This is a genomic window from Lysinibacillus sp. NPDC093688, from assembly GCF_050280145.1.
GTDB lineage: Bacteria > Bacillota > Bacilli > Bacillales_A > Planococcaceae > Lysinibacillus > Lysinibacillus xylanilyticus_B.
The window spans coordinates 29100-48892 of the sequence record NZ_JBNNUX010000028.1 but is presented as its reverse complement, the minus strand read 5'-3'; the positions used below and the strand labels follow the sequence as shown (position 1 = coordinate 48892).

Sequence of the window (19793 nt, the reverse complement as noted above, 5' to 3'; positions counted from 1 at the left end):
GAAAGACTCCTTGTATCGACGGAAAGAATGATCGAAACGACGGAAAGAAAAAGAGCGACGGAAAGCCCAGTCGAAGTGACGGATAGAAAAGCAAAAGCGACGGAAAGACTCCTTGTATCGACGGAAAGAATGATCGAAACGACGGAAAGAAAAAGAGCGACGGAAAGCCCGGTCGAAGTGACGGATAGAAAAGCAAAAACGACGGAAAGACTCCTTATATCGACGGAAAGCCTTCACGAAGTCAAAGGGAAGCCTCCTCAAAATGACGGATACATAAGAGAGCACAGCAACGTAATCGATGCCTCGCTCACAAAAGGAAAAGTCTTATGAAGGACTTCTAAAAACAGTCCCTAAAGACGACACTTCGTCATAGTAGTGAAAGTTTCTTTATTTTTGGTGAAAGTTGTGATTTTTAATATGAAAAATGTTATGATTATTTGCATGGTTAACTTTATTCAACCCTATTGTTATCGACAAAAGCGATGAATTGAATGAGTATTCGGAGGTGTGAAAAATGGCGAAATTAACAAAAGAAGAAGTTAAGCACGTGGCAAATTTGGCACGTCTTGCAATTACGGAAGAGGAAGCAGAGAAATTTGCTGAACAACTTGGTAAAATTACAGACTTCGCAGAGCAACTAAACGAGTTAGACACAACAAATGTTGAACCAACAACTCACGTTTTACCACTAGTAAACGTAATGCGTGAAGATGTGGCAACAAAAGGCTTAGACCGTGAAGTAATGATGTTAAACGTAAAAGAACAAGAAGATGGTCAAGTAAAAGTACCAGCTATCATGTAATACTAAAACATAGGAGGATTCCTCATGACGTTATTTGAACGTTCAGCAAAGGAGCTACAAGCTGATATTAAAGCGGGTAACCTAACAATCGCTGATTTAACAAAAGAAGCATACGAACGTGTGGCGAAGCTTGACGGCGATGTACAAGCTTTCCTTGCTTCAAACGAAGAAAAAGCAACTGCACAAGCAGCTGAAATGGACAAAGTGCCATTTGAAGAGCGCGGACCACTTTTCGGTCTACCTATCGGTGTTAAAGACAACATCGTGACAGAAGGCTTAGAAACAACTTGTGCTTCTAAAATTTTAGAAGGCTTTATGCCAATTTACGATGCAACAGTAGTTAAAAAGCTACGTGATGCAGGTATGGTCACTATCGGTAAATTAAACATGGACGAGTTTGCAATGGGTTCTTCAAATGAAAACTCATACTATAAAACAACAAAAAATCCATGGAACTTAAACCACGTACCAGGTGGATCTTCAGGTGCGTCTGCAGCAGCAGTAGCAGCAGGTGAAGTACCATTCTCACTTGGTTCTGATACAGGTGGTTCAATCCGTCAACCAGCTGCATATTGCGGTGTTGTAGGGATGAAGCCTACATATGGTCGTGTATCACGTTTTGGTCTAGTTGCATTTGCATCTTCTTTAGATCAAATCGGACCAATTACACGTAATGTTGAAGATAACGCTCTTTTACTTGAAGCAATCGCAGGATTAGATGCAAACGATTCAACTTCTGCAGACGTAGAAGTACCAAATTACGCGGCAGCACTTACAGGTGACGTAAAAGGCTTACGTATCGCTGTGCCAAAAGAATTCCTTGGTGAAGGTGTTGGCGAGGCAGCACGTCAATCAGTGCTTGATGCATTAGAAGTATTAAAAGGCTTAGGTGCTACAGTAGAAGAAGTATCACTTCCTCACTCGAAATATGCACTAGCAGCGTACTATATTCTTTCTTCTTCTGAAGCGTCTTCTAACCTTTCTCGTTTTGACGGTATCCGTTATGGTTTCCGTGCAGAAAATGTTAATAATTTGATGGACCTTTATAAAGAAACACGTGCACAAGGCTTTGGTGATGAAGTAAAACGTCGTATCATGCTTGGTACTTACTCGTTAAGTGCAGGTACGTATGATGCTTACTACAAAAAAGCTCAACAAGCACGTACACTTATCAAAGCAGACTATGACAAAGTATTTGAAGACTTTGACGTAATCATTGGACCAACTTCTCCTACACCAGCATTTAAAATTGGTGAAAACGTCGATGATCCAATGACGATGTATGCGAACGATATTTTAACGATTCCTATGAACTTAGCAGGTGTGCCAGCCATCTCGATCCCATGCGGTATTGAAAATGGTCTACCACTAGGTTTACAAATTATCGGTAAATATTTCGATGAAGCAACAATTTACCGTGTAGCTCATGCTTTTGAACAAGCAACGGAGTTCCATAAACAAGTTCCTCAAATTTGGGAGGGAAAATAACATGAACTTTGAAACAGTCATTGGTTTAGAAGTACACGTTGAGTTAAAAACGAACTCAAAAATCTTCTCACCAGCACCAGCTCATTTCGGTGCTGAACCAAATACAAATACAACAGTAATCGACTTAGGCTATCCTGGTGTCCTTCCTGTACTTAATAAAAATGTTGTAGATTTCGCAATGCGTGCAGCACTTGCACTTAACATGGAAATCGAACAAGAAACAAAATTTGACCGTAAAAACTACTTCTATCCAGATAATCCGAAAGCTTATCAAATTTCTCAATTCGATAAACCAATCGGTAAAAATGGCTGGGTTGATATCGAAGTAGATGGTTACACAAAACGTATTGGTATTACACGTCTTCATATGGAAGAAGATGCTGGTAAACTGTCTCACAGTGGCGACCACTCTTTAGTTGACTTTAACCGTCAAGGTACACCACTAGTAGAAATCGTTTCTGAGCCGGATATTCGCACGCCAAACGAAGCGTATGCGTATCTTGAAAAAGTAAAATCAATCATCCAATACTCAGATGTTTCAGACTGTAAAATGGAAGAAGGTTCACTTCGTTGTGACGCCAACATTTCACTTCGTCCATATGGTCAAGAAGAATTTGGTACAAAGACAGAGCTTAAAAACCTTAACTCTTTCAACTATGTTCGCCGTGGTTTAGAGCATGAGGAATTACGTCAAGCTGATGTTCTTCTTTCAGGTGGGGAAATTGAGCAAGAAACTCGTCGCTTCGATGAAAAAACAGGTAAAACAATTCTTATGCGTGTGAAAGAAGGAACAGATGATTATCGTTACTTCCCAGAGCCAGACTTAGTTCGTCTATCAATCGATAATGAGTGGTTAGAACGAGTAAAATCAGAAATCCCAGAGCTTCCAGATGCTCGTAAAAAACGCTATGTTGAAGAATTAGGGTTAACACCATATGATGCAGGAGTTCTTGTTATTTCAAAAGAAATCTCAGACTTCTTTGAGGCAATGATCGTAAATGGTGCGGATGCAAAGCTTTCAGCAAACTGGCTTATGGGTGATGTTTCTGCATACCTAAATGCAGAACAAAAAGACCTTAAAGATACTGCATTAACACCAGAAAACCTTGCGGAAATGGTGAAATTAATAACTGACGGTACAATTTCTTCTAAAATCGGTAAAAAAGTATTTGCTGAATTAGTAGAAAAAGGCGGTTCTGCAGGAGAAATCGTTAAAGCAAAAGGTTTAGTTCAAATTTCTGATGAAGGTGCATTACTTGCTATCGTTACAGAAGTTCTAGACAACAATGCACAATCAATCGAAGACTTCAAAAACGGTAAGGATCGTGCTATCGGCTTCTTAGTTGGTCAAATTATGAAAGCCACTAAAGGTCAAGCGAACCCACCAATGGTCAATAAATTATTACAACAAGAAATTGCAAAACGTTAATTGCAATTGCAATAGAGGGCCAAAAGAACAAATTTTTAAATAGACTAAACTAATAAGAGGATATTATGTTCAATATATGAGCATATATCCTCTTTTCTTATGCATATTAGATTTGCTATTTAGATATTTAAAATATTATTTAATATGTACAATATATAGGTTTATTTTAGAGGATGTAACCCACAGCGGGAGGTATAGTAAGGTCTTCCAATCAAGGGTTAAAATTCAGGGGGATGTTATGAGGGTACAAGAGGTTCTTATTGAGGATAACAAAAAAGATACATATTATTAGATAGCGGGGGATTCCCCGTGATGCCAGTTATGAAGTATATAAAGTATTTGGATAATACCGGAAAAACCCTAATACTCAAAAAACATATTGTTATTCTTTGAAGCATTTTTTACCTACTTATAAAAAGTTATAGTAGCATTAGAGTGAACTGAACCCCGAATAGTAATCAGGGGCGGAAATGTATAGAAAAACAGAAAAATTATACTTTTGGAGATTTGTCTGAAATAATTTCCCTGAATAAAAAAGAGACATCATTTTATAATGTTGTCTCTTTTTTCTGTATTAATACAATGTCAATCAATAGAATGGAAAAACCTTATTCAGCTTTACTTGAAGATCATTGAATTGCATAGGCAGCCCTTTTTCTTATTGAACTTAAACTTACTTGTAATCAAACTGTAGGAGAGAAACGCAATGTTTTTACACCATTACTTGCGAATGCAAGAAGAGCAAGTGGGATGGCTAGTCTCATAGAAGTAGTGTTAAAAATGTATTAATATATTTATGCTGATATAGTAGCAAAGAGCGATTAACAGTCTGTTGCAAATCGCTTTTAAGGTTAATCAATCAATATTAATTTTGGTCTGAATATAACGCATTAAAAACTTATCATTATCGATGATGGCTAGATAATATGCAATTTTATAAGACTCAACGTAGCTTGATATATTTAAAATATTTTCGCAGTAAGCTTTTGTATAATACAAATAGCTTAAGCGGACTTTTGTTGAAATTTGTGGTTTGTTCGCCCAAGCAATGCCTTGAATAGCAATTGAAAGAGCTTTTTCATATTGTCCCGATTTTGAGTAGGCATTAGCAATATTATAATAGATGAGTGTAATCTTACTCTCATTTATGACTTTTTTATTTGTTTCCAAATCCGTAATGATGATATGGAAATAATTATATGTTTCATCAATCAGATTCAACTTCATTGATATAATGCCAAGATTATTCAAGATTAATATTTCTAAATAGGTTAGATCTTTTTTGTTTTTGAAATATGTATTTTGTAAAGACTTTTCTAATAGAAGATAGGCGTCCTCTAAATTATTTTCTTCATATCCCAAATAAACAGCTTTATAAAATTGAACAAGCTGCTTATCTGTTGGTGTTTGAAAATAGCTTATTTTTGAGTCGGATAGAATTAATTTGTAAATTTGTTGATACTTTCTTTTATAAAATAGCTCTAGAAGTTGTACTTTAAATTCCTCTTTTAATAGAGTGGTTATACTGTTATTCATGTTTGATAAATCGTCTAATGAAATCTCTAATTTGTTACATAAGTCTCTAATAATATAAAAGCTTGGAATGTTAATATTCTTTTCAATTTGGCTTAACATACTTTGCGAACAAATACCTTCACACAAATCTTTTTGAGACATTCCTTTAATTTTTCTAAAACTTCTTAGATTACTTCCAATCTCCATAATTTGATACTCCTTTTTAAAACAAAAATATATCAGTATATTGATATTTTAATTGCTGTTTTCAATTTATTTACAATCTATAATCACTATATTAAGTTAAATAATTCTAGGGAATGGATGGCAAAGGAATGAATACTATTCATTATTTTGATTATAATGCAACGGCTCCCTTAAAAAATAACATTTTGGAAGAAATGAAATATTTTCTTGAAAATGAATTTGGTAATCCGTCTTCTAATCATCAGCTAGGTTTAAATGCTCGTAAAGCAATTATAAAGGCGAGAAAGAATGTGGCAGCGGTTATTAACTCTCAGCCAGAAAATATTATTTTTACTTCGGGAGCCACGGAGTCCAATGAGATTGCAATAAAAGGTGCTTGTTTAAAGAGAGCGAAACGAAAAGGGCATATTATCACAAATAAAATTGAACATTCTTCAGTTCATGGCATTATCGACTATTTAGTTAACCATCATGAGTATGAAGTAAGCTACTTACCGGTTAATGAATTTGGTGTAGTGAATGTAGCTGATTTAGATAGTTTGATTCAAGAAAATACAGTAATGATTTGCGTTATGTACATAAATAATGAAACAGGATCCATTCAGCCAATTGAAGAACTTGGTCAAGTAAGTTCGAATCTAGGGATTCATTTTCATTGTGATGCTGTGCAAGCATTTGGTAAAGTCCCTATTGATATAAATCGAATGATGTTTGATACTTTAACATTCTCTTCTCATAAATTAGGTGGACCAAAAGGTATTGGAGGTCTATATGTTAGATACCCTCAAATGATGGAAGCCCTTATTACTTCAGGTACACAAGAATTTGGGGTGAGAGCAGGTACAGAAAATGTGCCAGCTATCGTGGGATTCGGTGAATTGGCGCTAGATTTACAAAAGGAAATTCGCCATATTGAACGCCACTATAAAGCATTGTCTAATTACTTTATAGGTTTACTTTCAAAGTCATTAGATGGTTGGTCACTGAATGTCCCTTCTGAATATGTGTATCCGTCCACTATCAATATGAACATAGAAGGTTGTAATAACAATGCATTACTACTAGCATTAAGCCTTCAAAATGTTTGTATTAGCAAAGGCTCAGCTTGCGCTTCAAATTCAAAAGAGTCGTATGTTTTAGATGCCATTGGCTTAAGTGAAGAGAAAATTACAAGCTCTATAAGAATTAGTTTCGGTCGTGAAACATTATTGAGTGATATCGAATATCTAGTAATCACGTTAACTAGGGAAGTAACGAAATTGAGAACTTTAGAAGTTTAAGCTAAATAAAGAAAGGTGATTTGAGAATGGCCTTAATAAAAATTTCAGGTCCATTAATTGGGCAAACATCTGCTGATATCACATGGAATATAAAAAAAGCGCAAACGAATGAATTGGTAAGTTTTTTAAAAGAAGCTTTCCCAACATCTTATACGCGAATAATTAATAATACTGATGAGTTTAAGCCTTTTATTAATGTATATGTAAATAAATTACCGATTAGTTTAACTGAAGAATCAGTCTTTTTGGAAGGCGATGAAGTTTTAATAGTGGGTAGTATTGCAGGAGGTTAATGATGGAAGTTACATATCAATTACAAGATGCAGCAAAAATTAATGGTTACGGTGTACATCGAACAGTCGATGCTGCTACTACTATTGAAAGAATTGAACCTTTATTAGAAAAGATTGGTGTCACAAGGGTGGCAGATATTACAGGACTTGATCGATTGGGGATACCTGTTGTTTCTGCAACTGTCCCGGAAGATAAATGTGCAATTTCCGTAAACAATGGAAAAGGGTTTACGTTTTTAGGAGCAAAAGCTGGTGCGTTAATGGAGACATTGGAGCGTTATAGTGCAGAAAATGTACCTCTGGAAATTATCACAGGTAGCTTTAACGAATTAAGTAAAGAACATAAGATGATGAATCCATATGCTGTACCGAGCTATATTGATCTTGAACAAGACCTATTAGAAGTTTCAATCGATTGGACACCAGCGCAAGAATTATTCTCAAGTGAAACAGTTTTAGTACCAGCACATTTAGTTGGGATTCCTTGGGGTTCTGAAAATGGTAAAGGTATATGGATTGAAAGTACAAACGGATTAGGTAGCGGAAATGTGAATGAAGAAGCTATTTGTCATGCGTTAAATGAATTAGTTGAACGTGATGCACATACGTTAGCCGTTTTAGAAGCGCAACTTAAACCTAATATCGAATACATAATGAACGACGGGCCTATGGTACCAAGTAATCATGAGCTATTTAAGATTATTGATTTGGATACAGTACCAGAGAAGTATAAGCAATATATTAAAAAGATTAACGATGAAGGGCTACAACTAATCGTTAGAGATATTACTTCTGCAATACAGATTCCTACTTTTAGTGCAACGTTGGTAGAAGAAGATTGGCAAGGTAAATATTATTGCCATGGCGGTGCAGGTACGCATCCAGACCCAGAAATTGCTTTAGAAAGGGCCATAACAGAAGCAGCTCAGTCACGCCTTACTGATATTCAAGGTGCCAGAGAGGATATGGCAGATCAACAAGACAGTGTAAAACCAACAGACTTTTCATTCTTAACAATAGATAAGGGAAGTAAAAAGTCATTTGAAGAAGTAAAGGGCTATAAAAATACGACAGTCAAAAATGACATTCTTCAAATTCTACAGGGGCTTGCTAAAAACAATTTAAAGGAAGTCTATCTAGTAAATCTTACTTTAGAGGAAATTGGTATTCCTGTCGTTCGTTTAATCGTGCCAGGTTTAGAAAATTGGGTGTTAAATAAATTTGATATGAGAGGATGTGTAGTAGGTGAACGAGGTGCAAAAGCATTTGGACTTACAACGTGACCTCTATATTTACACAGGTCCTTCATTATCTAGAGATATTACACGTGAACTTGCGCCAAACGCTACAATTCTGCCTCCAGCTAAACGCGGTGACCTAGCATTAGACAGTTTTGAAATGTTACCGAAAGTTATTGTACTAATTGATGGGGAATTATTTCAGAATTTAACTGTATCACCAAGAGAGATTATGAAGTTATTAGAAAATGGCGTAACCGTGATTGGTGCAGCAAGTATTGGTGCAATTAGAGCAGTTGAATTAAGGAATTTAGGCATGATAGGGGTTGGCTGCGTTTATGAAATGTATCTTTCCAATGAAGTCATTGCAGATGATGAAGTTGTAATGGCGATGGATCCCATTACGAGTGAGCCTTATTCAGAGCCAGCGGTTAACTTTAGATTTTTGATAAAAGAAGCGATTAATAGAGGTGTATTTACGCAGGAAATGTATGAACGTACGATTGATGAGCTCAAAAAAGTATATTTCTCTAAACGTAACTTGCAAATTTTGTTAGCAATAGTAAGAGAACTTTATGGGCATGACGTAAGCAATCAAATTGAGCAACTAGCTCATAACTTTGATTATCAGATCAAATCGATGGATGCGAAAAAAGCTATTGAAAAGGGCTTAAATTTATTTAATCAATGTTCTTTAAAGGAGGTGAATTAATATGTACTCTGTAAAAGACTTAAAATCAGTAGCTAATCGTTTCCAAGCGGAAACACGCACTGCAACAGAAATTTCTGCAATTCGCACAGCAACTGAGATCTCAGTTGTTCGTACAGCAACAGAAATTTCAATTGCACGCTAATGCACATAACCAAAAGAGGGCGACAACTAGTCGTCCTCTTTTAGGAGGTAAATGTACTATGAGTGAATCTCATATGATTAATAGATATGCAAGACAAATTGTTTTAAATGATATTGGCATTGAAGGGCAACGCAAATTGGCGGAAAGTTCCGTCCTTATAGTGGGTGCAGGTGGTTTAGGTTCACCAGCAGCCATTTATTTAGCAGCGGCCGGTATAGGGGAAATTGGTATTATTGATGGCGATAAAATCGATGAATCTAATTTGCAAAGGCAAATTTTATTCGAAACGAATCATATTGGAGAATTCAAAGCAGATATTACGAAAGACAAATTGTTAAGAATGAATCCTACCATCAATGTAGTGAGCTATAACGAGTACATTTCAACACAAAATGCTGAAAAATATATTAGTGAATACGATGTCATTATTAATGGAACAGACAATTACCCGACTCGATACTTAGTTAATGATACATGCGTTAAGCTTAATAAAGTGTTAATTGATGCAAGTGGCGTCATGTTTGAAGGACAAATTACGACGTATATACCAGGACAGGGCTGTTATCGCTGCTTATATCCTCACGCGCCTAAAGGCATGGATGTATTAAATTGTAGAAGTGCAGGCGTAATCGGACCAGTTGTAGGGGTTTTAGGTGTCTTACAGGCAATGGAAGCTATCAAGGTGATTCTAAATATTGGTGAATACTTGGATACACGCTTGTTGCATTACAACGCTCTAACTAGTGACTTTTATTTGTTAATGAAACAAAAGGATCCAGCGTGTATTTGTTGCGGTGAGTTCAGAAATGAGCATCTTTTAGCGGAAGAATATGAAGAAGTATGTGAAAGTCGAATGTCAGAAGTTAGTTATGACCAGATAGAAAAATGGAGGCAAACCCAAGGAGTACTACTTGTCGATATTCGAGACAAACAAAGTTTTCATGTAATGCATATACCTAGCTCTATACGTGTAGATAGTCAGGATTTAATGAAGTTTATAGATGAGGACATCAAAACCGTTTTAATTTGTCAAGAAGGCTTGTTGAGTAAAGAAATGCTAATGGATCTTACGCTAGCTAGTTATCCTAATATGTTTTCTCTAAAGGGTGGCATTAATGAATGGCTGTTAGAGGAATGGAAGAATTAGAAAATACATATGCTTTTAAAAGCCTTAGGTTTAGGCAATAAAAAGCTTTCAAAGAAAGTGAAGCGTAATATAATGAAAACGATTGTTAATTATTTCCATCCTATGGTATGGGTAATTTTAATAGGAACAATGATCACAAGAATCGCAAGTTTTATGATGATTCCATTTTTAGCATTGTACTTATTAAATCATTTTAATTTATCACCTGTTTGGATTGGTGTAGCTTTAGGGATTGCCCCGTTATTTGCAACAGTAGGAGCATTATTAGGAGGATACATAAACGACCGTTTTAACAGAAAATATATCATCATTATTACTTGTATTATCTGGGCTGCTGTTTTCTTAGGTTTCACATTTGCTCCAAGTGTAATCTTTTTTACTGTATTAAACGCACTGAATGGTTTATGTAGAGCATTTTTCGAACCAGGTACACAGGCACTGATGATGGATTATGTTGATGAGAGTCGTAAAAAGAGACTCTTTTCGATTAGATATACCCTTATAAATATTGCAGCGGTTATTGGGCCACTTGTAGGTGTTTTACTAGCTAAATTGGCGGATGCTAGAGCTACTTTTGTTATAGCTAGCATAGTGTTTTTCATCTTTGCAATGTTTTTACTATATTTCTTTAAGAAATATCCAACGAAGCAACAATTTTTAAGCAAAGACGTAAAGGTTACACAGATTTTCAGCACATTTGTGCAAGACAAAAAGCTTTTTTATTTCATTTTGGGAAGTATAATCATTTTCATCGGCTATTCGCAGTATGACTCTACGTTGCCACAGCTAATAGATTTAAAAGTATCGAATGGTGTTGAATTATTCTCATATCTGATTGTAGTGAACTCTGTAACAGTACTTATTTTACAATTACCGATTTCATTATTAATCGAGAAACTTCCTAATATCTATTCTTTAATTATTGGTGTTAGTGCTTTCACGATAGGTTTATATCTTTTAGGTAGTAGTAAAACATATTGGATGTTTTGTTTTAGTATGGTCATTTTTGCAATTGGGGAAGTTTTTTGTTTTCCAATCATGAGTATAGTTATTGAAGAAATTGCGCCAAATAATCAAAAAAGTATATATTTTGGAGCTAGCCAACTAAGAAGTTTAGGAAGCTTTATTGGGCCTGTTTTAGGTGGAGGATTATTAGGCCAGACAACAGCTAACGCTTATACGATTTTATGTCTACTCATGTTAACCAGTATTTTTATATATTATAAAGGTTTAAAAAATATATAGAAATATCAGTATATTGATATTATATATATTTACACTAATGGTTACGGAATGTAATATATGGTTAAGATATGGAAGAGGAGCGATAGAAATGTTTAATAGCCTAATTGAATTCTTAACTGATTTACCATTTAACTTAATTAATGTATTCTTCAACTTCTTTAACTTTTAATACATACTAACAAAATTGCTTTTATAAGAAGTTAATATGGAATGTGATGAAAAGGATATGAATTATTTTTATGAAGATCATGAGAGAGGGAAATCACCGGCTGGAAGTTTCCTGATTGGATGAAATGATTTACTCCCTTGGAGCTGTGCTAGGAAACTAGTGACGTGTACAGGCGTTATCTGTATTAATGAGCTATGGCTGTAAAGCTGTAGGAAGTTGGGTGGTACCACGGGTAAAAACACACGCTCGTCCCTATTGAGGACGCGTGTGTTTTTTTATGTTTTGAAACGAAAAGGAGCGGTAGTATGTCAACTGAACAAATCACAATTCAATTTCCAAATGGTCAACAACAGCGTTTTGAAAAAGGAGTTACATTAACCGACATTGCAAAATTGATCAGTCCAAGCTTATCGAAAAAATCAATTGTTGGTAGTGTCAATACAATCTTAACGGATCTGACACACCCGATTGTAGCCGATGCTGAGATTGCCTTGTATGACGCTACGACAACAGAAGGGCTTCACGTCATTCGCCATTCGACAGCTCATTTATTAGCGCAAGCCGTAAAACGCCTGTATCCGGATGCCCAATTTGGTGTAGGACCTGTAATCGATAACGGATTTTATTACGATATTGAGATAAGCCATACGTTGGTACCAGAGGATTTGGTAGACATCGAACGTGAAATGAAGAAGATTGTTCAAGAGAATCTCACAATCGTGCGCAAAGAAGTGACGCGTGATGAGGCTCGACAATTATTTGCGCAGGATGCATTAAAGTTAGAATTAATAGATGCAATTCCCGTAGATGAACTAGTAACGGTCTATGAACAAGGCGATTTTATCGATTTATGTCGTGGACCACATATTCCGAATACAGCTAAGTTACAGCACTTTAAGCTGATGCATATTTCAGGTGCGTATTGGCGTGGTGATTCGAAGAACCAAATGTTACAACGTATTTATGGCGTGGCATTTACGACAAAAGAAGCGATGGAAGCCCATTTTGTATTTTTAGAAGAAGCAGAAAAGCGTAACCATCGCCGACTAGGTAAAGAGCTGGAACTGTTTATGTTTTCAGAGGAAGCGCCTGGCATGCCATTTTACTTAGCGAACGGACAAATTATTCGCAATGAATTGGAACGTTTTTTACGCGAGCTCCAAACAAGCTATGACTATCAAGAAGTGCGTACGCCACTAATGATGAATCAAAGACTGTGGGAGCAGTCAGGACATTGGCAGCACTACCACGAGAATATGTATTTTACACAAGTGGATGAGCAAAAGTTTGCGCTAAAGCCGATGAACTGCCCAGGACATATGTTAATATACAAAAACGATTTACATTCATATCGTGATTTACCGATTCGCATGGCAGAATTTGGCCAAGTCCACCGTCATGAATTTAGTGGCGCATTAAATGGGCTACTGCGTGTACGCACATTTTGTCAGGACGATGCCCACATTTTCGTGACACCCGAACAAATTGAAGACGAAATTACATTGGCATTACAAATTATTGATCATGTGTATCAGGTGTTCGGCTTTACATATGACATCGAATTATCGACACGCCCGGATGATTATATGGGCGAACGCTCCCTTTGGGACAAGGCGGAAAAGGCGCTTGAAAATGTATTACAACGCTTAGGCTTCCCGTACAAAGTAAACGAAGGAGACGGTGCGTTTTACGGACCGAAAATCGATATTCACATCAAAGATGCTATTAAACGTAGTCATCAATGTGCAACGGTGCAGTTAGACTTCCAGCTGCCAGAGAAGTTTGACTTAACATATATCAATGAAGTAAATGAAAAAGTGCGCCCAGTTGTTATTCATCGAGCAGTATTTGGCTCGATAGATCGCTTCTTAGGTATTTTAATCGAGCACTTTGGTGGCGCGTTCCCACTTTGGTTAGCACCAAAACAAGTGCAAATTATTGGTGTATCGGCTGTCCATAAACTATATGTAGATAAAGTTGCAGATGCCTTACGCCAAGAAAATATTCGTGTATCGGTAGATAACCGAAATGAAAAGCTTGGTCGCAAAATTCGTGATGCGCAAATGCAAAAAAATCCTTATATCCTTGTCCTAGGTGATGAAGAAGAGCAAAGTGAATCTGTCACTGTTAGGGCTTATAAGCAAGAAGCCCTAACGAAAATGTCAGTTGACGCATTTGTCCAAAAGGTAAAAGAAGAAATTGAGCAGAAAAGATTGCCGATTTCATTAAGTGTGTAAAGTCAAAATCATAAAAATTTGTATTCTGTAAATTTATAAAGAATGCATGCAAGTTATATATAGTTTTACGGATTTTAAGATCTACAACGATTGCTGGGTTCTTGATTAGAAAATCGTGTGTATTGTAGAGCCTAATTGAGTCATTAGGCGAGTAATACTTTATATAAAATTTAGCTAATTAAAAATACATGGTTGAAAGAACTAGATGAAAGAGCTCAAAAGTTAATTCATCTAGTTTTGACCTTAGTATTTTAGGGGCATCAGTAGTAATAAAATCTGTGAATTCTTGTTATCATGAAAGTATATATACATATGAGACAACATAGGTGTATCTCATATATATTGTTTCCTACGTGTTTCCATAGGTCTCGTTCTTGTTCCAATCCTATAACTTCCGTTCTATTCTTAATTCGTGTACCTCAGCAATAAACAGTTCAACAGCTTCGTCGCTTCCTTTTGTTTTCCAAAGTTGCTGAACAGCTTTAACAAATGGTCTAACGAATTGAAATTCGAGGTACTGAAATGCAAGGAGTACTGGACGGAAAAGAAATAAAATAAATATAATTGGAAGTCAAATATGTAATAAGAATTATCAATCAAAATGAGCTTGTGAAACATTATACTTAAACAAAAGGGTGCATTAGTTGAATAAGACTCATTTAATTGATCAAATTTCTTTATAAAAATCTCATACTTAGTTAGAAAGATTAACTCCATTTTGATCAATCTTTTTTCAAATTGGGGTGTTTTTGCATTTGCTGATAAATAAAGGTTGAAGGAAGTTTTTTTAATCAAGCTTTATTCTAAAGCTGCACTCAGAATAAAGGTTCGTTTAATTTAGGTCTTGATAATAGTCTGTTTTCTTGGCCTTTTGTATTTAAAAATTAATACATACTAAAGATTCTTTAGGGGCATCTATAACAAGATAAATGCCTATTACCAATAAAGTATCAACAGGCAGTCAGTATCAGGTGCGTTTAGGAAGTTACATATGGTGCCTTTATTTGATGCCAATTTATAAAAAATGGCTAGTCACCAAAAATCGGAGACGATTTTTGATAAAATGTATGTCATTTAAATAGGAAAGGTTCAGCAGGAACGGAAATAAACTCGATTTTATGGAGATAAGAACTAAAAAATACCAAATTAGCACTTTATAGTTGTCTAAATGGAGTATTCATAGCAAAATATAGAATAGAACATGATAAAACTTTAGGAGGTCTATCAATGAAAACTGAACAACAATATTTCAATGATGCGATTTCAATTCAACAATATATGGATAATATGACGACGTTAAAAGAGGAAAGCTTCCGTATTTATGGTGGTTTCGAAGTGCCAGTAAACGATGGCTTTATCGAAATGCTGAAGAGCAAGCAACTAAAAATTTTAACAATTACTGAGGATTGGTGCGGGGACGCAATGTTAAACAATCCAATCATTCGCCGAGTTGCAGAGGCAGCAGGATTAGACATGCGCGCAGTACTACGTGATGCCGATACAGATTTGATTGATCGTTATTTAACAAACGGTGGCCGTGCAATTCCGGTTTATGTTTTATTAGATGATGCTGGTCAGGTTGTTGGAAAATGGGGACCACGAGCACCAGAATTACAGGATCTAGTAGTAAGTAAACGAGCTACTTTACCTGATAAAGAAGATCCGACATTTGATGATGCACAAAAAGCGCTATATGCAGAAATTCGTGAAGAGAATATGACGAATAAATCATATTGGACATATGTTTACGAGGATTTTAAAAAGCAAGTAACAGCTGCATTGCAATAATTGTAAATCACAAGGCTGCATGTCAGAAAAAAGAGGACATGCCTTGCTTTTGTTTACTTCAATGCAACATTTAAACGTATAATTCGTTGAAAAGAAATAGAATCTTATGAAGCAAAGAAGGTATGTTATGAAACGAGCAAGAATCATTTATAATCCTACATCTGGGCGTGAAGTGTTTAAAAAGCATCTACCAGAAGTATTGGCAAAATTAGAGGTAGCAGGCTATGAAACATCTTGTCACGCAACAACCTGTGAAGGCGATGCAACCATTGCTGCAAAAAATGCAGTAGAACGTGGCTTTGATATAATTATTGCAGTTGGTGGAGATGGCACATTAAATGAAGTTGTTGCAGGTGTAAGTCCATTTGAGAACCGGCCGAAAGTGGGTCTAATTCCGATGGGCACAACGAATGACTTTGCCCGTGCCGTGCAGATTCCTCGAAATATTGAAGCTGCCGTTGACATTATTATTAAAGGTGAATCGTTGCCGGTAGATGTTGGTTTATTAAATGGGGAACGCTATTTCATCAATATTGCTGCTGGCGGACGGATTACAGAATTAACTTATGAAGTGCCAAGTAAAATGAAAACAATGCTAGGACAGTTAGCTTATTACTTAAAAGCAGTGGAAATGATCCCATCGATTAAAGCTTCTCACATGCGTATAGAATATGATGGCGAAGTGTTTGATGGGGATGCCATGATGTTTTTATGTGGCTTAACAAATTCAGTAGGAGGCTTTGAAAAGCTTGCACCAGACGCAAGTATTAATGATGGCTACTTTACTTTAATCGTATTGAAAAAAGTAAACCTGCCTGAATTTATTCAGCTTGCTGCGATGGCATTAAGAGGCGAGCATTTAAATGATGATCGTGTAATTTATAAAAAGGCAAGTGTCGTCAAAGTATCTACTGAAGATGAAATTCATTTAAACTTAGATGGTGAATATGGTGGGGACGCGCCTGCAACATTTGAAAACTTAAAGCGTCATATTGAAATTTTTGTTCCACTAGCAGATATTCGTGAGGAAGACCGTATGTAATGAACATAAAAAAGGTTTCTGCTTAATTTAGATGGAGCCCTGTTTAATCGATTTTTTGTGGAGATTAATGGATCATCACCACATGTTTTGGTGATGATCCATATTAATGGGTTAATCACCATATATATGAACATTTACATCCTTTAATTGGTATTGTGAATAAATTAAGAAAAATGTTTGGCAAATGTGCGTATATTACTTGAACAAAATTTGAAACCTTTATAATAGGCCGAAATTCCGGTCCATTATAAAGGTTTTTTTCGTTGCAATAGTGGAAAATGAGGGTATGGATAAGGGAAAGGAAGTGTTGCTTTTGTATAAGTCACAGGAAAGAAAGCTCATTTGGCTAAGCTTTGGTGTTGCAATTATCATGCTACTTTCCATACTTGGAAGAATATTTGGAAGTTAGGGGGGCAATGAAATGGTAAATGAATCAGCAGTCTTTTGGAGTAGAGCATTAACGGAGCTAACTTTATCGTTCCATATTATTTATGCAACGATTGGTGTTGGTGTCCCATTAATGATTATGATCGCACAATGGACTGGGTATAAAAAGAATGATGAGCACTATATTTTAATGGCAAGACGTTGGGCACGAGGTTTTGTTATTACAGTTGCAGTCGGAGTTGTAACAGGGACAGCAATTGGCTTACAGTTGTCTTTACTATGGCCGAATTTTATGCAGCTTGCCGGCCAAACAATTGCATTACCACTTTTTATGGAAACGTTTGCATTTTTCTTTGAAGCCATCTTCCTAGGCATCTACTTATATACGTGGGATCGTTTCGATAATCCGAAAAAGCATATGCTATTGTTAATTCCAGTTGCTATCGGTGCATCAATGTCAGCTGTGTTTATAACAATTGTCAATGCGTTTATGAATGCGCCGCAAGGATTTGACATTGTGGACGGACAGCTTGTGAATATTCAACCTTTTTTAGCCATGTTTAATCCAGCGATGCCAACAAAAGTAGCACATGTTCTCGTTACAGCCTACATGACGTCCGCATTTGTATTAGCATCTATTGCAGGATACCGTCTACTTAAAGGTTCTAAGCATATATACCATAAAAAATCTTTATACCTACTTATGAAGATTGGTCTGATTTTCTCCATTGCATCAGCGATTATTGGAGACTTTTCGGGTAAATATTTAGCAGAATATCAACCAGAAAAACTAGCTGCAGCTGAGTGGCATTTCGAAACGGGAGATAAAGCTTCTCTTATACTACTTGGTGTATTAAATGGTGAAGAAGTAAAATATGCTATTAAAGTACCTTATGCTTTGAGCGTTTTAGCACATAATAATCCAAATGCAGAGGTAATTGGTTTAGATCAATTTGCAAAAGAAGATCGACCACCACTGTATATTCATTACCTCTTTGATCTAATGGTGTTTATTGGCATGTTCATGGCATTCGTTTCACTAGTTTACGTATCCGGGAAAGCACGTGATTGGCAGTTTATTCATAGACGTTGGTTTAGATGGATTGTTGTTGCAGGTGGGCCACTTTCCATTATTGCGATTGAAGCAGGATGGTGGCTTGCTGAAGTGGGACGACAGCCTTGGATCTTATATGGATTAATGCGAACACCAGAAGGGGCCACAACGAGTGACCATGTAGATTTAATGATGCTGTTGTTTACCGGCGTATATGCTGTATTAGCAGTAGGAAGTATCGTAGTGTTGATTCGTATGTTCAAAAAGAATCCAATTGAGCGAGAAATAGAAGATCGCCATGCTGAAAAAGGCGGTGACATCTTATGACATTAGAGATTTTAGGTATTTCAGTGTTATGGATTTTCCTATTTGGTTATGTCATTGTAGCTTCAATCGATTTTGGAGCAGGCTTTTTTAATGCCTACAGCTTACTTATCGGAAAAAATCACATTTTAACGAATATTATTAAGCGCTATTTATCACCTGTTTGGGAAGTAACCAATGTCTTTTTAGTATTCTTCTTTGTGGGGATTGTCGGATTTTTCCCTCAAACAGCTTTCTATTATGGAACGATTTTACTTGTCCCAGTTAGTATTTCGCTAGTGCTTCTTGCAATACGAGGCTCCTACTATGCATTTGAATCATATGGCACACGTGGACATATTGGTTACACGCTGACGTATGGTATAGCTGGCTTACTTATTCCAGCCTCACTCTCTGTTGTGTTCGCGATTGCTGCTGGTGGCTATGTTGATATTGTTGACGGGCAACCGGTATTGAATTATTGGACGTTGTATACGAGCCCGTTTGCTTGGAGTATTGTCGTGTTGAGCATTGCAGCTGTACTTTATATTTCAGCCTCATTTTTAACTTGGTATGCGCATAAAGCAAAGGATCGAGAAGCTACAAATTTAATGCGAAAATACGCACTTGCTTGGGCGATACCATTAATGGTAAGTGCGCTCGGCATTATGTACGAAATGAAATTCATCAACCCTGAAATTTACAATAACATGGTAAATCTATGGTGGATGTTTGCCATTTCAGCTGTGTTATTTATTGTTACTGTAATATTAATATGGACGCGAAAAAATTACGGTCTTGCGGTTAGTTTATTGATTGCCCAATTTGCAGTGGCATTCTTCGCATATGGAATTGCTCAATATCCATATTTACTGTATCCATATCTAACAATTTACGATAGCTTTACGAGTACACAAATGGCGATTGCACTCGTCATTGCGTTTATTTTGGGATTGTGTCTGCTTATTCCGTCACTGTTCTTGTTGTTGAAATTATTCCTTTTCAACAAAAATTATGTGACAGGAAAAGAAGACAATCACGCATAGGAGGGATACAACTATGACAAGTTTTTTGATTTTTTATGCACCATTTATAGTCGTCATCCTAGGTGTAGTCGCTGCTTTCTGGTGGGCACCTAGAGATTACCATACAGTAAGGAAAGAGGGGAAGAGTCGCGAATAGCGGCTCTTTTTTCTACTCGTGTAAAGGTGATCATGTAGTTTGAGGTGAATTACCCGCGGAAGAGAGCGAAATACCCGCGAAGCGAGAGTGAATACCCGCGGAAGAGAACGAAATACCCGCGAAGCGAGAGTGA

General features: G+C 36.4%; 18 protein-coding genes and 1 pseudogene. 18 read left to right on the top strand and 1 reads right to left on the bottom strand.

Annotation, left to right across the window (positions count from 1 at the left end; genetic code table 11):
• The 5 genes and pseudogenes from ACQKN2_RS18830 to ACQKN2_RS18810 form a co-directional block, all read left to right on the top strand.
• Positions 1-330: hypothetical protein (locus ACQKN2_RS18830; protein ID WP_427416298.1), on the top strand; the 330-nt coding region annotated here is incomplete at its 5' end.
• Between the two features lie 184 nt (positions 331-514).
• Positions 515-802 carry an Asp-tRNA(Asn)/Glu-tRNA(Gln) amidotransferase subunit GatC gene (gene gatC, locus ACQKN2_RS18825; RefSeq protein WP_010857153.1) on the top strand — a complete coding sequence of 96 codons (288 nt, stop codon included), beginning with the start codon at positions 515-517 and terminating at the stop codon, positions 800-802.
• A gap of 24 nt (positions 803-826) precedes the next feature.
• A complete protein-coding gene (gene gatA / locus ACQKN2_RS18820; RefSeq protein ID WP_323650883.1) occupies positions 827-2290 on the top strand; it encodes an Asp-tRNA(Asn)/Glu-tRNA(Gln) amidotransferase subunit GatA in 1464 nt (487 codons plus the stop codon).
• 1 nt (position 2291) lies between these two features.
• On the top strand, positions 2292-3719 hold the full coding sequence (gene gatB, locus ACQKN2_RS18815; protein ID WP_427416297.1) for an Asp-tRNA(Asn)/Glu-tRNA(Gln) amidotransferase subunit GatB: 1428 nt from the start codon (positions 2292-2294) through the stop codon (positions 3717-3719).
• Positions 3720-3957: 238 nt separating this feature from the next.
• A pseudogene (locus tag ACQKN2_RS18810) lies at positions 3958-4120 on the top strand (tyrosine-type recombinase/integrase); the annotation flags it as partial.
• Positions 4121-4574: 454 nt separating this feature from the next.
• Here the strand turns inward: ACQKN2_RS18810 and ACQKN2_RS18805 are convergent.
• Entirely contained in the window at positions 4575-5441 is an 867-nt protein-coding gene (locus ACQKN2_RS18805; RefSeq protein ID WP_427416296.1) for a helix-turn-helix domain-containing protein, read from the bottom strand.
• Between the two features lie 128 nt (positions 5442-5569).
• Between ACQKN2_RS18805 and ACQKN2_RS18800 the strand changes: the two genes are divergently transcribed.
• The 13 genes from ACQKN2_RS18800 (at position 5570) to cydS (ending at position 19660) form a co-directional block, all read left to right on the top strand.
• Complete coding sequence (locus ACQKN2_RS18800) at positions 5570-6721, top strand: cysteine desulfurase family protein (RefSeq protein WP_427416295.1); 1152 nt, start codon at positions 5570-5572, stop codon at positions 6719-6721.
• A gap of 26 nt (positions 6722-6747) precedes the next feature.
• Entirely contained in the window at positions 6748-7014 is a 267-nt protein-coding gene (locus tag ACQKN2_RS18795; protein WP_427416294.1) for a MoaD/ThiS family protein, read from the top strand.
• Positions 7014-8297, top strand: coding sequence for a YcaO-like family protein (locus ACQKN2_RS18790; protein WP_427416293.1), 1284 nt, complete (start codon positions 7014-7016; stop codon positions 8295-8297). The genes ACQKN2_RS18795 and ACQKN2_RS18790 overlap by 1 nt, the downstream gene beginning before the upstream one ends.
• Positions 8260-8964 (top strand): TfuA-like protein, encoded by a 705-nt coding sequence (locus ACQKN2_RS18785; RefSeq protein WP_427416292.1) that lies wholly within the window; start codon positions 8260-8262, stop codon positions 8962-8964. Before ACQKN2_RS18790 ends, ACQKN2_RS18785 begins: the two co-directional genes overlap by 38 nt.
• Before the next feature lies 1 nt (position 8965).
• Positions 8966-9106 (top strand): hypothetical protein, encoded by a 141-nt coding sequence (locus ACQKN2_RS18780; RefSeq protein ID WP_427416291.1) that lies wholly within the window; start codon positions 8966-8968, stop codon positions 9104-9106.
• A gap of 58 nt (positions 9107-9164) precedes the next feature.
• Positions 9165-10253 (top strand): ThiF family adenylyltransferase, encoded by a 1089-nt coding sequence (locus ACQKN2_RS18775; RefSeq protein ID WP_427416290.1) that lies wholly within the window; start codon positions 9165-9167, stop codon positions 10251-10253.
• A gap of 9 nt (positions 10254-10262) precedes the next feature.
• Entirely contained in the window at positions 10263-11498 is a 1236-nt protein-coding gene (locus ACQKN2_RS18770) for an MFS transporter (RefSeq protein WP_427416289.1), read from the top strand.
• Positions 11499-11972: 474 nt separating this feature from the next.
• The gene (gene thrS / locus ACQKN2_RS18765) at positions 11973-13904 is read left to right on the top strand and encodes a threonine--tRNA ligase (protein ID WP_427416288.1); all 1932 of its coding nucleotides are present in this window, start codon (positions 11973-11975) and stop codon (positions 13902-13904) included.
• A gap of 1227 nt (positions 13905-15131) precedes the next feature.
• Complete coding sequence (locus ACQKN2_RS18760) at positions 15132-15692, top strand: thioredoxin family protein (RefSeq protein ID WP_427416287.1); 561 nt, start codon at positions 15132-15134, stop codon at positions 15690-15692.
• A gap of 127 nt (positions 15693-15819) precedes the next feature.
• Positions 15820-16734, top strand: coding sequence for a diacylglycerol kinase (locus ACQKN2_RS18755; protein WP_427416286.1), 915 nt, complete (start codon positions 15820-15822; stop codon positions 16732-16734).
• 421 nt (positions 16735-17155) lie between these two features.
• Positions 17156-18502 (top strand): cytochrome ubiquinol oxidase subunit I, encoded by a 1347-nt coding sequence (locus ACQKN2_RS18750; RefSeq protein WP_427416285.1) that lies wholly within the window; start codon positions 17156-17158, stop codon positions 18500-18502.
• Entirely contained in the window at positions 18499-19524 is a 1026-nt protein-coding gene (locus ACQKN2_RS18745) for a cytochrome d ubiquinol oxidase subunit II (protein WP_427416284.1), read from the top strand. The genes ACQKN2_RS18750 and ACQKN2_RS18745 overlap by 4 nt, the downstream gene beginning before the upstream one ends.
• 13 nt (positions 19525-19537) lie before the next feature.
• The gene (cydS, locus tag ACQKN2_RS18740) at positions 19538-19660 is read left to right on the top strand and encodes a cytochrome bd oxidase small subunit CydS (RefSeq protein ID WP_256469478.1); all 123 of its coding nucleotides are present in this window, start codon (positions 19538-19540) and stop codon (positions 19658-19660) included.
• The last annotated feature ends 133 nt before the right edge of the window (positions 19661-19793 follow it).